Source organism: Thiothrix sp. UBA5583, assembly GCA_002425225.1.
GTDB lineage: Bacteria > Pseudomonadota > Gammaproteobacteria > Thiotrichales > Thiotrichaceae > Thiothrix > Thiothrix moscowensis.
Genome location: DILV01000026.1, coordinates 340,981 through 355,470, shown reverse-complemented (window position 1 = coordinate 355,470; position 14,490 = coordinate 340,981). Strand labels below are relative to the sequence as shown.

Annotated in this window: 23 protein-coding genes; all 23 read right to left on the bottom strand. The window is 51.6% G+C overall.

Going from position 1 to position 14,490, the window contains the following annotated elements; all coding sequences use genetic code 11:
• Nucleotides 1–18: 18 nt before the first annotated feature.
• Nucleotides 19–618 (bottom strand): dephospho-CoA kinase, encoded by a 600-nt coding sequence (gene coaE, locus B2U47_RS10490; RefSeq protein WP_296679018.1) that lies wholly within the window; start codon nt 616–618, stop codon nt 19–21.
• Between the two features lie 72 nt (nt 619–690).
• Entirely contained in the window at nt 691–960 is a 270-nt protein-coding gene (rpsT, locus tag B2U47_RS10485) for a 30S ribosomal protein S20 (RefSeq protein ID WP_296679020.1), read from the bottom strand.
• A gap of 88 nt (nt 961–1,048) precedes the next feature.
• Nucleotides 1,049–1,903, bottom strand: coding sequence for a ParB/RepB/Spo0J family partition protein (locus B2U47_RS10480; RefSeq protein ID WP_296679022.1), 855 nt, complete (start codon nt 1,901–1,903; stop codon nt 1,049–1,051).
• Entirely contained in the window at nt 1,897–2,694 is a 798-nt protein-coding gene (locus tag B2U47_RS10475) for a ParA family protein (protein ID WP_296679025.1), read from the bottom strand. The genes B2U47_RS10480 and B2U47_RS10475 overlap by 7 nt, the downstream gene beginning before the upstream one ends.
• A 14-nt stretch (nt 2,695–2,708) precedes the next feature.
• The gene (gene rsmG, locus B2U47_RS10470) at nt 2,709–3,269 is read right to left on the bottom strand and encodes a 16S rRNA (guanine(527)-N(7))-methyltransferase RsmG (RefSeq protein ID WP_296679027.1); all 561 of its coding nucleotides are present in this window, start codon (nt 3,267–3,269) and stop codon (nt 2,709–2,711) included.
• Between the two features lie 5 nt (nt 3,270–3,274).
• Nucleotides 3,275–5,149 carry a tRNA uridine-5-carboxymethylaminomethyl(34) synthesis enzyme MnmG gene (gene mnmG / locus B2U47_RS10465; RefSeq protein ID WP_296679029.1) on the bottom strand — a complete coding sequence of 625 codons (1,875 nt, stop codon included), beginning with the start codon at nt 5,147–5,149 and terminating at the stop codon, nt 3,275–3,277.
• Nucleotides 5,150–5,158: 9 nt separating this feature from the next.
• A complete protein-coding gene (gene bioB, locus B2U47_RS10460) occupies nt 5,159–6,130 on the bottom strand; it encodes a biotin synthase BioB (RefSeq protein ID WP_296679031.1) in 972 nt (323 codons plus the stop codon).
• 10 nt (nt 6,131–6,140) lie between these two features.
• Entirely contained in the window at nt 6,141–6,518 is a 378-nt protein-coding gene (locus B2U47_RS10455) for a hypothetical protein (RefSeq protein ID WP_296679034.1), read from the bottom strand.
• Nucleotides 6,519–6,648: 130 nt separating this feature from the next.
• Nucleotides 6,649–7,032 carry a 50S ribosomal protein L17 gene (gene rplQ, locus B2U47_RS10450; protein ID WP_296679036.1) on the bottom strand — a complete coding sequence of 128 codons (384 nt, stop codon included), beginning with the start codon at nt 7,030–7,032 and terminating at the stop codon, nt 6,649–6,651.
• Between the two features lie 25 nt (nt 7,033–7,057).
• Nucleotides 7,058–8,062 (bottom strand): DNA-directed RNA polymerase subunit alpha, encoded by a 1,005-nt coding sequence (locus B2U47_RS10445; protein WP_296679039.1) that lies wholly within the window; start codon nt 8,060–8,062, stop codon nt 7,058–7,060.
• 26 nt (nt 8,063–8,088) lie between these two features.
• On the bottom strand, nt 8,089–8,709 hold the full coding sequence (rpsD, locus tag B2U47_RS10440; protein ID WP_296679041.1) for a 30S ribosomal protein S4: 621 nt from the start codon (nt 8,707–8,709) through the stop codon (nt 8,089–8,091).
• Between the two features lie 17 nt (nt 8,710–8,726).
• The gene (gene rpsK / locus B2U47_RS10435; protein ID WP_296679042.1) at nt 8,727–9,131 is read right to left on the bottom strand and encodes a 30S ribosomal protein S11; all 405 of its coding nucleotides are present in this window, start codon (nt 9,129–9,131) and stop codon (nt 8,727–8,729) included.
• 22 nt (nt 9,132–9,153) lie between these two features.
• Nucleotides 9,154–9,510, bottom strand: coding sequence for a 30S ribosomal protein S13 (gene rpsM, locus B2U47_RS10430; RefSeq protein WP_296679044.1), 357 nt, complete (start codon nt 9,508–9,510; stop codon nt 9,154–9,156).
• A gap of 129 nt (nt 9,511–9,639) precedes the next feature.
• A complete protein-coding gene (rpmJ, locus tag B2U47_RS10425) occupies nt 9,640–9,753 on the bottom strand; it encodes a 50S ribosomal protein L36 (protein ID WP_296679046.1) in 114 nt (37 codons plus the stop codon).
• 27 nt (nt 9,754–9,780) lie between these two features.
• Nucleotides 9,781–11,130: a preprotein translocase subunit SecY gene (secY, locus tag B2U47_RS10420; RefSeq protein WP_296679048.1), complete on the bottom strand. Its 1,350-nt coding sequence runs from the start codon at nt 11,128–11,130 to the stop codon at nt 9,781–9,783.
• 12 nt (nt 11,131–11,142) lie between these two features.
• Complete coding sequence (gene rplO, locus B2U47_RS10415) at nt 11,143–11,580, bottom strand: 50S ribosomal protein L15 (protein ID WP_296679050.1); 438 nt, start codon at nt 11,578–11,580, stop codon at nt 11,143–11,145.
• A 1-nt stretch (nt 11,581) separates the two neighbouring features.
• Complete coding sequence (gene rpmD / locus B2U47_RS10410) at nt 11,582–11,770, bottom strand: 50S ribosomal protein L30 (RefSeq protein ID WP_296679052.1); 189 nt, start codon at nt 11,768–11,770, stop codon at nt 11,582–11,584.
• Nucleotides 11,771–11,773: 3 nt separating this feature from the next.
• On the bottom strand, nt 11,774–12,283 hold the full coding sequence (rpsE, locus tag B2U47_RS10405; protein WP_296679054.1) for a 30S ribosomal protein S5: 510 nt from the start codon (nt 12,281–12,283) through the stop codon (nt 11,774–11,776).
• 11 nt (nt 12,284–12,294) lie between these two features.
• On the bottom strand, nt 12,295–12,648 hold the full coding sequence (gene rplR / locus B2U47_RS10400; RefSeq protein ID WP_296679056.1) for a 50S ribosomal protein L18: 354 nt from the start codon (nt 12,646–12,648) through the stop codon (nt 12,295–12,297).
• Nucleotides 12,649–12,659: 11 nt separating this feature from the next.
• The gene (gene rplF / locus B2U47_RS10395; RefSeq protein ID WP_296679058.1) at nt 12,660–13,199 is read right to left on the bottom strand and encodes a 50S ribosomal protein L6; all 540 of its coding nucleotides are present in this window, start codon (nt 13,197–13,199) and stop codon (nt 12,660–12,662) included.
• A gap of 14 nt (nt 13,200–13,213) precedes the next feature.
• The gene (rpsH, locus tag B2U47_RS10390; protein ID WP_296679061.1) at nt 13,214–13,609 is read right to left on the bottom strand and encodes a 30S ribosomal protein S8; all 396 of its coding nucleotides are present in this window, start codon (nt 13,607–13,609) and stop codon (nt 13,214–13,216) included.
• Nucleotides 13,610–13,623: 14 nt separating this feature from the next.
• Nucleotides 13,624–13,929 carry a 30S ribosomal protein S14 gene (gene rpsN / locus B2U47_RS10385; protein WP_296679063.1) on the bottom strand — a complete coding sequence of 102 codons (306 nt, stop codon included), beginning with the start codon at nt 13,927–13,929 and terminating at the stop codon, nt 13,624–13,626.
• 15 nt (nt 13,930–13,944) lie between these two features.
• Nucleotides 13,945–14,487 (bottom strand): 50S ribosomal protein L5, encoded by a 543-nt coding sequence (gene rplE, locus B2U47_RS10380; RefSeq protein WP_296679065.1) that lies wholly within the window; start codon nt 14,485–14,487, stop codon nt 13,945–13,947.
• Nucleotides 14,488–14,490 lie beyond the last annotated feature (3 nt).

Here is a 14,490-nt window from a genome sequence, read left to right as displayed (position 1 = left end):
ATTCCCTAATTCAATCAACTAGGTATCAATGAATTTTGTGTATTCTTTGTGAAGGCTGTCAATTTTATTATAAAAATCAAGAATAGATGAGCTATTTTCTAGAATTTCGTCCGCCTGTTGCAAGCGCTGCTCACGTGAAACCTGTGACTGCATGATAGAATCAACCAACTCCACATCACTGCCATCACGTAACACAACCCTTTCCCGCTGTTGCTGCGGCAAACAGTCAATCACCAACACGCGGTCGAATAACTGACGGTAACTTTTCTCAAACAATAACGGCACGTCAACAATAGCGTAGGCGACATCGCCACATTCTGCCATGCGTTGTACAATTTCAGTACGGATACGCGGATGCAGGATGGATTCCAGTTGCTGCAACGCCTGCCTGTCGGCAAAAATGGTTTGACGTAACCAAGAGCGGTTCAATGAACCATCTGCCAGCAAAGCCTGCTCGCCAAAGCAGGTCACTATTTCCCGCAAGGCAGACTGACCCGGCGCAACGACTTCACGGGCAACAATATCAGCATCAATGACAGGAACACCCAGCTCGCGGAAGCGCTTGACCGCCGTAGACTTGCCACAACCAATACCTCCAGTTAGCCCAACCTTCAGCATGGCATCACGCACAAACGCGAAAGGCCGGTTAAAAAAACCGGCCTAGAAAACGAGGCAACGTTGCCCGGCAGCTTAGGCGGCTTGCAAGGCTTTGATGTGCGCATTCAGACGGCTCTTGTGGCGTGCCGCCTTGTTCTTGTGGACAATGCCTTTGTCCGCAATGGAATCAATTACCGGAACAGCAGCATTATAAGCAGCGACGGCTGCTTCACGATCACCGGCAGCGATAGCCTTCAGAACGTTCTTGATTTGAGTGCGCAGGCGTGAGCGCATATGACGGTTGTGCATACGGCGCTCTTCACTTTGGCGGACGCGCTTTTTAGCTGAAGCTATGTTAGGCAAGGGTATTCTCCCGAAAAACCAATCCGAAAAACAAGGCGCGTATTATGCAGGGATTCTACGCCTGCTTCAACACCCTCAACGACAAAATTTACTGGATATGGGCAAGGATACCATCCAACTCATCCAGGCTGTTGTACTCAATAACCAGTTTACCCTTGCCGGTACGGTTGTAACGGATGGCAACTGTTGCCCCCAAGGTATCAGCCAGTTGCTGTTCAAGACGCACGACATCAGATGCTGGCTTGAATTCCTGTTGGGCTTTTTTACCCCCTTCCAGCACCAGTTTGACCAAACGTTCGGTTTCACGCACGGAAAGCTGACGCTGGGCAACCTTTTGCGCCAATTCAATCTGTTGCGCACCCTGCAACGCCAGTAACGCGCGGGCGTGCCCCATTTCAAGCTGACCAGCATCCACCATCTGTTTGGTTTCGTCCTGCAATTCCAGTAGGCGCAACAGGTTGGTAACGGCGACCCGTGAACGGCCTACTGCTTCGGCGGTTTGCTGATGGGTAAGGCCAAATTCATCAATCAGGCGACGCAGGGCATTGGCCTCTTCTAGGGCATTCAGGTCTTCGCGCTGAATGTTTTCGATCAACGACATGGCAGCCGCAGCCTGATCAGGGATTTCGCGCACCACCGCTGGTATTTCATGCAATCCCGCCAGTTGGGAAGCCCGCCAGCGACGTTCCCCGGCGATCAGCTCGTATTCACCACCGCCCAGTTTGCGCACCACAATCGGTTGCACCAGCCCTTGAGCCTTGATGGAATCTGCCAATTCCTGCAAAGCGTCAGGATCCATGCGGGTACGCGGCTGATACTGACCGGGGCGGATACGCTCAACTGGCAGAGTTTTCAGAACAATATCGTCCGCCGATTCTGCCTGCCCACGTGCCGAACTGAGCAGGATGTCAAGGCCACGCCCAAGAGCCGGTTTTTTTACCATACCCGTTCTCCATTGGCAGCAATCTTGCTGGTATCCTTGCGCAACATTTCGGCTGCCAAGGCCAGATACGCAAGCGCACCACGTGAACCCTTGTCATATTCCAGTACTGACAAACCATGACTGGGCGCTTCTGCCAGCCGGATATTGCGCGGGATGGCAGTGTTGTAGACCTTGTTTTTGAAGAAAGCGTTGATCTGTTCTGAAACATCACGCGACAAATTACTACGCGGGTCATACATGGTGCGTACCAGCCCCATCACCTGCAAATTGGGATTAGCCGTTTGGGTAATGCGCTCAATCGTCCCAACCAGTGCACTCAAACCTTCCAGCGCATAATATTCACACTGCATGGGAATAATCACACCATCGGCTGCTACCAGTGCATTCACCGTCAGCATGTTGAGGGATGGCGGGCAATCAATCAGGATGTAATCGTAAGCATCACGGATAGGAGCCAGCGCGTCCCGCAGATGGTACTCTCGTCGTTCCTTGTTCATCAGGCTGACTTCTGCCACCGTCACTTCCGGCGAACCAGGCAAGACATGCAGGGAACTGTCAGGCAATTTCTGCAATAGCTCGGTGACGTGCGCATCCCCCAGCAAAACATCGGTCAAGCTGGTTTGTTGCCCATGCTTTTCCAGACCTATCCCGGTAGTTGCATTGGCTTGCGGATCAATATCTATCAGCAGGACACGACGCTTCATCGCTGCCAGTGAAGCTGCCAGATTGACCGTGGTCGTTGTTTTGCCCACACCACCTTTCTGATTGGCGATGGCGATAACTCGCGTCATGGGGTTTATTCTCGCTATTCTTGCTGTAATTCCAACAGATGCCGTTCTGCCTCCAGCCCGGCGACGTGCAGGGAATGTTTCGCCACCAGTTTCCAGCCTTGGGGCAATTCTGCCAGCTCTGTTTCAGGGTAGCGCCCCTTCATGGCGTAGAGGATACCATTTTCACAGGCATGTTTGCCCGTAAAGGTCACAAAATCATACAGCGAAGCAAAAGCACGGCTGATGATGGCGTCGAAACAATGCTCAGGTTGCCAGCTTTCTACGCGGGTTTGTACCACTTGCACATTCTTCAAGCCCAGTTCCAGCACGGCCTGCTGCATGAAACGGGTTTTCTTGCCGTTGGTATCGAGCAGGGTGAACTGGCGTTCCGGCTGAATGATCGCCAGCGGAATGCCCGGCAAGCCCGCCCCACTCCCCACGTCCAGACAGGTTTCACCCCGGATGAAAGAGGCAACACTGAGACTATCGTCGATATGCAGAAGTTGCATCTGCGCAGGATCACGCACAGCCGTCAGGTTGTAAACCTTGTTCCAGCGTTGCAGCAGTTGCAGGTAGTGCTGGAGTTGCTGTTCCATACCCCTCATCCCAACCTCTTTTTCAAATGCACCAACAGCAGGGAAATGGCAGCAGGGGTCACACCCGGAATCCGCTGTGCCTGCCCGATGGTGGCAGGACGCTGGGTTTGCAGTTTCTGTCGCACTTCGTTGGATAAACCTCGTACTTGCACGTAATCCAACCAGTCCGGCAGGCGGGTTGCTTCGTTGCGGCGCTGCTTGTCGATTTCTTCCTGCTGACGACCTATGTAACCAGCGTATTTACACTGGATTTCGACCTGCTCGGCAACTTTTTCATCTGCTACCGGATTGCCTACCACAGGCAGGCTGGTCAAACCGGCGTAAGTCACACCGGGGCGACGCAGCAAGTCATGCAGTTTGTATTCACGGGTCAGCACGTCACCAAATACGCGCTGGCTGTCTTCTGCGCTGAGCATGTGTGGATGCAGCACAGTGGAACGCAGGCGCTGCTGCTCAAGCTCAATCGCTTCACGTTTTGCACAGAAAGCCGCCCAACGCGCATCATCCACCAGACCCAGTTCACGCCCTTGCTCGGTCAGACGCAAATCCGCATTGTCTTCACGCAACAACAGGCGGTGTTCAGCGCGGCTGGTGAACATGCGGTAAGGTTCTTTGGTTCCCAGCGTAATCAGGTCATCAACCAACACGCCGATATAAGCCTGGTCACGCAGCGGATACCAGCCCTCTTTTTCCTGCACATACAAACCGGCATTCAGGCCAGCCAGCAAGCCTTGGGCAGCGGCTTCCTCGTAACCAGTCGTGCCATTGATTTGCCCGGCGAAGAACAAGCCACGCAGCACCTTGGTTTCCAGGGTCGGTTTCAAGTCACGTGGGTCGAAGAAATCGTATTCGATGGCGTAACCGGGGCGGGTAATGTGGGCGTTTTCCAGCCCTGCCATCGAACGCACCAGATGGTATTGCACATCAAACGGCAGACTGGTGGAAATGCCGTTGGGGTAAACTTCGTGCGTATCCAACCCTTCCGGTTCGAGAAAAATCTGGTGGCGTTCGCGATCGGCAAAGCGCACTACCTTGTCTTCAATTGATGGGCAGTAACGCGGACCAATACCCTCAATCACACCGGTATACATCGGCGAACGATCCATCCCTCCACGGATGATGTCATGCGTCTGCGGGTTGGTGTAGGTAATGTGGCAAGCGACTTGCTGCGGGTGCTCTTCCACGCTGCCGAGGAACGAGAACACTGGCATGGGCGTATCGCCCGGTTGCGCTTCCAGCTTGCTGAAATCAATGCTACGGGCATCAATGCGCGGTGGCGTGCCGGTTTTGAGACGGTCGACCCGGAACGGCAGTTCACGCAAACGTTCCGCCAGCGCAATCGACGGCGGGTCGCCTGCCCTGCCCCCGGCATGGTTGCTTAGGCCGATATGGATTTTGCCACCCAAGAAGGTTCCGCTGGTCAGTACCACCGCACGGGCGGAAAAGTGCAGCCCCATTTGGGTAACAACCCCAACGACCCGCTCGCCTTCCACCATCAGGTCATCAACCGCCTGCTGGAAAACTTGCAGGTTGGGCTGATTTTCGACGATGGAACGGATGGCGGCCTTGTAGCGTGCCCGATCAGCCTGTGCACGGGTGGCGCGGACTGCCGCACCCTTGCTGGAATTGAGTATACGAAACTGGATACCGCCACGGTCAGTGGCATGTGCCATTGCCCCGCCGAGGGCATCCACTTCCTTGACCAGATGGCCTTTGCCGATGCCGCCAATCGCCGGATTACAGCTCATTGCACCGACCGTTTCGATATTGTGGGTCAGTAACAGGGTGCGGCTACCCATCCGCGCTGCGGCCAGCGCAGCTTCGGTTCCGGCGTGTCCACCGCCGATGACGATGACATCAAAGGGTTGTGGGTAGTGCATCCGTTAACCTCACAAAAATGTACTGCCAGGACGGCTTGCTTCTGCTTCCAGCCCCAACCGCGCAAACAGTTGCTGGTCGTGGCTTTCTTCCGGGTTTTCTGTGGTCAGCAGTTTGTCACCGTAGAAAATGGAATTGGCTCCCGCAAAGAAACACCATGCCTGCATTTCATCACTCATCTCGGTACGACCTGCGGAGAGGCGCACGTAAGATTTTGGCATCATGATTCGCGCCACAGCTACTGTGCGAATAAACTCGAACGGATCAAGTTTCGCAGCACCTGACAAGGGCGTACCTTCAACCTTGACCAGATCGTTGATCGGCACGGATTCGGGGTGAAACTTCATATTCGCCAATTGCTGCAACAGGCGGGCACGATCCAGACGGGTTTCGCCCATGCCCAGAATGCCCCCACAGCAAACATTGATCCCGGCATTACGCACATTGTCCAGTGTATCCAAACGATCCTGATAGGTTCGGGTGGTAATGACATTGCCGTAGAATTCGGGCGAGGTATCCAGATTATGGTTGTAGTAATCCAGCCCTGCCTGTTTCAGGCGAATGGCTTGCCGGTCAGTCAGCATACCTAGCGTGACACAGGTTTCCATCCCCATACCCTTGACCGCCTGCACCATTTCCACGACCCGCTCAAGGTTCTTGTCAGTCGGGTTACGCCAGGCTGCCCCCATGCAAAAACGGGTTGCACCATTGGTCTGCGCTTCTTTGGCAGCATCTACCACTTCCTGCAAAGGCAACAGGGTTTCCCGCTCCAGCGAAGTGTCGTGTTTGGCACTTTGTGAACAATAACCACAATCCTCAGGACAAGCACCGGTCTTGATACTCAGCAGGGTACTAATCTGCACCTGATTGGCTGGAAAATTTTCGCGGTGAATCTGATGAGCCTGAAACATCAGGTCACTGAATGGCATCGCCAACAGCGCATTGACTTCTTCGATGCGCCAGTCATGACGTAATTCGGACATTGTCCACTCCTCAATGGGATTTGGCGGTATCTTGCCAGACTTCACGATTGACTCGCATGATCTGGCGAACGGAAAGCGGCAGCAAAATGGCAGCACAGAGTATCCACAGTGCCCACCACCAGTTTACAAAAAAGTCACCCGGTGCAAAGGTGAGTATGGGAACCAGACCACCAGCCAGACCATAATACTGGTAAGCAGCTATCTGCGTAAAATAGCCCACTCGTGGATTGGGATGATGGCGGAACATCGCATAGACCAGTATGCCAGCCCCAAACCAGAGGATAAACACCGGAAATGGAATCAGCACGGACAGGATATTGCCGTAATAGAATATCTTCGCCATTTTACGGGCGCTATCAGCGGAGACAACTTGTTGATTATCCTGCATCAGGAATGCTCCATCAAAAAAGCGTGCAGCCTACGCTACCCAGCCGATATTGCAATGATATAAAGCAACTTGACCAAACGCAAAAAGGCCGACATTTGTCGACCTTCCTGCTGATACGGAATCACGCTGTTTATTCAGCAGCAGCCTGAGCACCTTCTGCGTCATCAACCAAGGCAACATACGCCATTGGCGCATTGTCACCAGCACGGAAACCGCACTTGATGATACGCAGATAGCCACCTGGGCGTCCCTTGAAACGTGGACCAATTTCTGTAAACAGCTTGGTCACAATCTCACGGTCACGCAGACGGGAGAACGCAATACGGCGATTGTGGACAGAATCCTCTTTCGCACGAGTGATGAGCGGCTCTGCAACACGGCGCAGTTCTTTCGCCTTTGGCAGGGTTGTCTTGATCGCTTCATAGCGGATCAGTGAGTTGGTCAGACTTTGCAGCAGGGCTTTGCGGTGACTGCTGTTACGGCTCAATTGACGACCAGTATTACGATGACGCATCTTCTATATCCTTCAAAACCCGTGGTTAACCCACTTTGCTATCACGATGATCCAAACCCGCAGGCGGCCAGTTGTCCAGCTTTGTGCCCAAAGTCAGACCATGTTGTGCCAGCACATCTTTGATTTCAGTCAGGGACTTTTTGCCCAGATTCGGTGTTTTGAGCAGTTCGGTTTCTGTCCGTTGCACCAAATCACCGATATAGAACAGGTTCTCGGCTTTCAGGCAGTTGGCTGAACGTACAGTCAACTCCAGATCGTCGACCGGACGCAACAGGATCGGGTCGATTTCCGGCTGTTCTTCTTCACGGCGCACAGGCTCTTCGATACGCAGATCGAAAAAGACCGCCAACTGCTGTTGCAGAATCTGCGCAGCCATGCCGATAGCTTCTTCCGCATTGATAGAACCATTGGTCTGGACTTCCAGCACCAGCTTGTCCATGTCAGTGCGTTGCTCTACACGCGCACTGTCTACATTGTAGGCAACACGGGTAATTGGGCTATAACTGGCATCCAGCACCAGAGTACCTAACGGCAGCTCAGGTGAATCCGGCCCACGGCGCACAGAAGCTGGTTGATACCCACGACCACGAGTAATGGTCAGGCTCATCTCCAGCTCGGTGTCATCCTTGGTGACATGCGCAATGACATGCTCTGGATTGATGATGTCAACATCATGATCCAGCTCAATGTCAGCAGCCGTTACAACACCTTTGCCTTTCTTTTTCAGGGTCAGGGTCGCTTCGTCACGCGCATTCAAACGGATAGCAAGGTTTTTGAGATTCAGCAGAATCTCAACCACATCTTCCTGTACACCTTCGATACTGGTGTATTCATGCACAACACCGGCAATCTGCACCTCTGTCACTGCACTTCCCGGAATGGAAGACAGCAGAATACGGCGCAAGGCATTGCCCAATGTATGACCGAAACCGCGTTCCAATGGCTCCAGTGTGATACGGTAGGTGTTTAGACCTGCCTCTTGCACATGGACATTGCGGGGCTTCAGCAATTCTGTTGTTTTCGAGGTCATATTGTTCTCTCGAAGCTGATCAGTGATTACTTGGAATACAATTCCACAATCAGTGATTCATTGATTTCGGACGGCAGATCACTACGGTCTGGTACAGACTTGAAAGTACCTTGCAATGCTTTGGCATCCACTTCAACCCAAGCAGGGAATCCCAGTTGCTCAGCAACAGTGACGGAATCCTGAATCCGGGTTTGCTTTTTGGATTTTTCACGGACAGCAACCACATCACCAGCCTTAACCTGATAAGACGGGATATTAACGCTCTGACCGTTAACCGTGATAGCTTTGTGGCTTACCAACTGGCGGGCTTCAGCACGGGTAGAACCGTAACCCATGCGGTAAACAACGTTGTCCAAACGGCATTCCAGCAATTGCAGCAGGTTTTCACCAGTGGAACCCTTACGACGTGCTGCTTCTTTAAAATAGTTACGGAATTGACGTTCCAGAATGCCATAAATACGGCGAACTTTCTGTTTTTCACGCAACTGCACGCCGTAGTCGGACAAGCGTGCCTTGTTTTCACCGTGCTGCCCTGGAGCTTTGTCCAGTTTGCATTTCTTTTCCAGAGAAACACCACGGCTTTTGAGGTAAAGGTCAGTACCTTCACGTCTACTTAATTTACAGGTAGGGCCAATATAACGTGCCATGACTATCCTATCTCCCGTTACACACGACGTTTCTTGGGTGGACGGCAGCCGTTATGCGGGATAGGCGTCACATCCACAATAGTATTGATCTTGAAACCGACGCTATTCAGCGCACGGACGGCAGACTCACGACCAGGACCAGGACCCTTGACTTCGACATCAAGGTTTTTCAAGCCATAATCTTTAGCTGCGTTACCCGCACGCTCGGCAGCAACCTGTGCTGCAAACGGGGTACTTTTACGCGAACCACGGAAACCGGAACCACCAGAAGTAGCCCAAGCAAGGGCATTACCTTGGCGGTCGGTAATGGTTACGATAGTGTTGTTGAATGATGCATGGATGTGTGCAACACCGTCAGTGACAGTTTTCTTGACCTTCTTGCGAAGGTTAACAGTTGCACCTTTTCTAGGCTGTCTTGCCATTACTTACTCTACCTGCAATCTCTTATTTACGAATAGGACGACGAGGACCTTTACGGGTGCGTGCGTTGGTTTTAGTACGCTGACCACGCAGAGGCAAACCACGTCTGTGGCGGATGCCACGATAGCAACCCATATCCATCAAGCGCTTGATGCTCATGGAAATTTCACGACGCAGATCGCCTTCAACCAGGAACTTGCCTACTTCAAGACGGACGCGCTCAACTTGCTCTTCTGTCAGCTCACGAATCTTGGTGCTAGGTACGATGTCCGCAGCCTTGCAAATATCCGCAGCACGGGAAGGACCAATACCATAGATGGCTGTCAGACCAATAATCACGTGCTTGTTGACAGGAAGATTGATACCCGCAATACGAGCCATTAAAATCTCTCCAGACTACCGGGAAAACCGGCGATTATGCCGGAACCTCTTTCAATTATCAACAAATAACCCCTGCCTGAGCAGAGGTTTTCTGGTCTCTTGCCTACTGCCCGAGGCAGCACAAGAAAATCAACCCTGACGTTGCTTGTGGCGCGGATCAGAGCAGATGATGCGTACAACGCCATTTCTGCGAACAACACGGCAGTTGCGGCACAATTTTTTAACTGAAGCACGAACCTTCATGATAAAAACCTCTTGGAAGTAATCAAATCAGCGCACTGTGCCTGGGCGTGTCTGCGCTTTGAAGTTGGCTTTTTTCATCAAGCCCTCATACTGGTGCGACATCATGTGAGCCTGTAACTGTGACAGGAAATCCATGACAACGACCACGATGATCAACAACGAAGTGCCACCAAAATAAAACGGCACATTGAACCACAGGATCAAAAACTCTGGCAGCAAGCAAACCAGCGTAATATAAACAGCACCAACACCAGTCAGACGGGTCATTACGCCATCAATGTACCGAGATGTCTGTTCACCTGGACGGATACCTGGAATAAACGCCCCCGCTTTTTTCAGATTATCGGCTGTTTCACGCGAGTTAAACACCAGAGCCGTATAGAAGAAACAGAAAAATACAATAGCAATGGCATACAACAACACATACAGCGGCTGCCCAGGCTGCAACATGTTGAAGAAATCCTGCAACCAGCCCATACCGTCTGCCTGACCAAACCACTGCCCCAGTGTTGCCGGAAACAGAATAATGCTAGAGGCGAAGATAGGCGGAATAACACCAGCCATATTCAATTTCAGCGGCAAATGACTGGACTGTCCCATCATCATCTTGCGACCTTGCTGGCGATTGGCATAGTTGACTGTAATGCGACGCTGACCACGCTCAACAAAAATAACAAACGCAGTCACCAACAGAACCAGCAATATCAAAACAATGACGAGGAAAGGAGACAGTTCGCCCGTATTTGCTAACTCCAGCGTTCCACCGACAGCCGCTGGCAATCCCGCCACGATACCAGCAAAAATGATCAGGGAAATGCCATTACCAATACCACGCTCAGTAATTTGCTCACCCAGCCACATCAGGAACAACGTACCCGTCACCAACGTCACAACCGTAGTGATGATGAAGCTGACTCCCGGATTCAGGGCAATCGTTTGACCACCACCAATATCCTGACCACCTAACGCAATGGCCACACCAACACTCTGAAAGAGTGCCAATACCACAGTTCCGTAACGGGTATATTGTGTAATCTTACGACGCCCAGATTCCCCTTCCTTCTTTAGCTGCTCAAGCGAAGGCAGAACGGTAGCCATCAACTGAATAATGATGGAAGCAGAAATATACGGCATGATGCCTAACGCAAACACGCTTAGACGTTCCAGCGCACCACCCGAAAACATGTTGAAAACGCCAAGGATAGTACCGTTGTTCTGGTCAAAGAACTGCGCCATTGCCGCAGGATTAACACCAGGCACGGGAATGTAAGTACCTATCCGGTAAACGATTAACGCCAGCAGTACGAAAACCAACCGCTGGCGAATCTCAACCATATTTCCAAAGCCCCCAAGGGAACCTGTCGGGTTCTTGCGCATATTTATTGTCCGTTATTCTTCGACCTTGCCGCCCGCTGCTTCGATAGCCGCACGTGCACCTTTGGTCACGCCGACACCCTTGACAGTAACAGCTTTATCGACTGTGCCTGACAGAATGATTTTGGCTTGCAAAGCTTGCGCGTCGATTACATTGGCAGCTTTCAGGCTCAGCATATCGACGATGTCACCTGCAACTTTAGCCAGTTCACTCAGGCGAACTTCTTCAGTACGGCGACCGATACGCGAAGTAAAACCGAATTTTGGCAAACGGCGATGCATTGGCATCTGACCGCCTTCAAAACCTTTACGCTGATGAAAACCACCTTTACGAGCTTTCTGGCCTTTATGACCACGACCAGCGGTCTTACCCAGACCGGAACCAATACCACGACCTACACGGGTACGGGAAGGGCGGCTACCAATATCAGGTTGTAGCGTGTTCAATTTCATCTTAAGCTTCCTCAACCTTCAGCATGTAGGAAATCTTGTTGATCATGCCACGGTTTTCCGGGGTATCAACCACAGTCACCGGATTGTTGATCTTGCGGATACCAAGACCACGTGCACACTGCTGATGACTCTTCAGGCGGCCATTCAGACTGCGCACCAACGTCAGTTTGAGCTGTTTCGCGGAAGTCATATCTTACCCTTTGATTTGGTCAACAGTTTTGCCACGCTTGGCAGCGATCATTTCAGGAGCCTGCATGGATCCGAGGGCTGCAATGGTTGCACGCACGACATTACCTGCGTTGCGAGTTCCCATGCACTTGGAAAGTACGTTACGCACACCAGCAACCTCCAAAACAGCACGCATTGCGCCACCTGCGATAACACCGGTACCTTCAGAGGCCGGTTGCAGATAGACACGGGCAGCGCCCTGTTCATACTTGATTGGATATTGCAGTGTGCCATCCACCAGAGAAACATTGACCATGCTGCGACGCGCCTGATCCATTGCTTTCTGGATGGCTGCTGGTACTTCACGGGCTTTGCCGTAACCGAAACCAACACGACCATTACCATCACCCACCACAGTTAACGCGGTGAAGCTCATGATACGACCACCTTTCACAGTTTTGGCAACGCGGTTCACTTGAACCAACTTTTCCTGCAAACCGTCAGATGGTGCTGCTGTATTTTCTGCCTTTGCCATTGGATTAATCCTTAGAATTTCAGACCGGCTTCACGAGCGCCATCTGCCAGCGCCTTGATACGACCATGATATTTAAAACCGGAGCGATCAAAAGCAACGGAATCAATACCTTTTGCCAGCGCACGCTCTGCAACCAGTTTGCCGACTGCGGCTGCAGCCTCAACATTGCCTGTGTAATCCAGACTGGCACGCAGATCCTTATCCAGCGAGGAAGCTGAAGCCAGAACCTGAGAACCATCAGCAGTCACTACCTGTGCATAGATATGCAGGGAAGTACGGTGGACGCTCAAACGGTTTACACGCAACTCACGCATTTTCATACGAGCGCGTTTGCCACGGCGGATACGGGATACTTGTTTGTCCATACTATGCCACCTTACTTCTTCTTCTTGGTCTCTTTGCGCAAGATAGTTTCGTCGGCATACTTCACACCCTTGCCTTTGTAAGGCTCTGGTGGGCGGTAAGCGCGAACCTCTGCGGCAACCTGACCAATCTTTTGCTTGTCAATACCACGAATGATGATTTCTGTCTGGCTTGGGGTTTCGACAGTCACACCCTCTGGCATCTCATATACTACTGGATGGGAATAACCCAAACTCAGATTCAGCTTGCCACCTTGTGCTTGAGCACGATAACCAACACCGACCAATTGCAGCTTTTTTTCAAAACCTTCACTGACGCCTTTTACCATATTACTGGCAAGTGCGCGGGTTGTACCTGCTAATGCCCAGCCGCTGCTGTCAGACTCATTCCGTGAACGGAACTTTAGCACATTGTCTTCCTGAGCAACTTCCACAGCGTCATGTACAGTAAATTCAAAATTGCCTTTACTGCCTTTGACTTTCAGGCTTTGCCCATTAATGCTGACTTCCACACCTTTCGGCAGAGCCAGCGCTTTCTTTGCAATTCTTGACATCTTGAAGCCTGCCCTTATTCAACCGTGCAAATGACTTCGCCACCCTGACCTTCTGCTCGGGCTGCGCGGTCACTCATGACGCCTTTGGAAGTAGACACGATGGCAATACCGTAACCGCCCATGACGGTTGGCAGCTCATCTTTGCCACGGAAAATACGCAAACCAGGACGGCTAACACGTTTGACTTTACTGATAACAGGCTTACCCTGGAAATATTTCAGCTTTACAGTCAAGACAGGTTTGCCTTCAGCATCACCAGCATCAAAACCAGCGATATAGCCTTCACCTTGCAGCACTTCCAGAATGGCTTTTTTCTGCTTGGAGGCAGGGAAAGTCACACTCGCCTTGCTTGCCAACTGACCATTGCGGATGCGTGTCAGCATATCAGCGATAGGATCACTCATGCTCATTTTGTTTCTCTCCCTTACCAGCTAGCCTTGGTTAAACCAGGAACATCACCACGCATGGCTGCTTCACGCAGCTTATTACGGCACAGACCGAACTTGCGGTAAACGGCGTGCGGACGACCAGTCAAGTTACAACGGGTCATTTGGCGAACCGGGCTGCTGTCGCGTGGCATTTTTTGCAGCTTCTCTACAGCATCCAGCACAGCTTCATAGGAGCTCTCAGGATTGCTAATCGTAGCTTTCAGTGCATCACGCTTGGCTGCATATTTGGCAACAGCAGCAGTGCGGCGTGCTTCACGGGCGATCATGGATTTCTTTGCCATTAGATCTTTTTCCTCTTACTGCTGTCTGAAAGGGAACTTGAACGCTTCCAGCAGCGCCCGCCCTTCTGCGTCAGTGCGTGCAGTGGTAGCAATCGTAATATTCATGCCACGCAACGCATCAATTTTGTCGTACTCGATTTCCGGGAAGATGATCTGTTCCTTGATCCCCATGTTGTAGTTACCACGACCATCGAATGCACGCGCATTCAGACCACGGAAGTCACGGATACGTGGAATGGAGATATTGACCAAACGATCCAGAAATTCATACATCTTTTCGCCGCGCAAAGTGACCATGCAACCGATCGGCCAACCATCACGGATTTTGAAACCTGCAACAGATTTGCGGCTCAGGGTAACAACAGGTTTTTGACCTGCAATTTTCGCCATATCGCCTGTGGCATGTTCAATGATTTTCTTGTCACCGACAGCCTCACCCAAACCCATGTTCAGGCTGATTTTCACTAGCTTCGGGACTTCCATTACGTTTTTGTACTGAAACTTGTCAGTCAATTCCTTGACGACAGTATCTCGGTAGTACTGTTGCAGTCTTGCCATTTT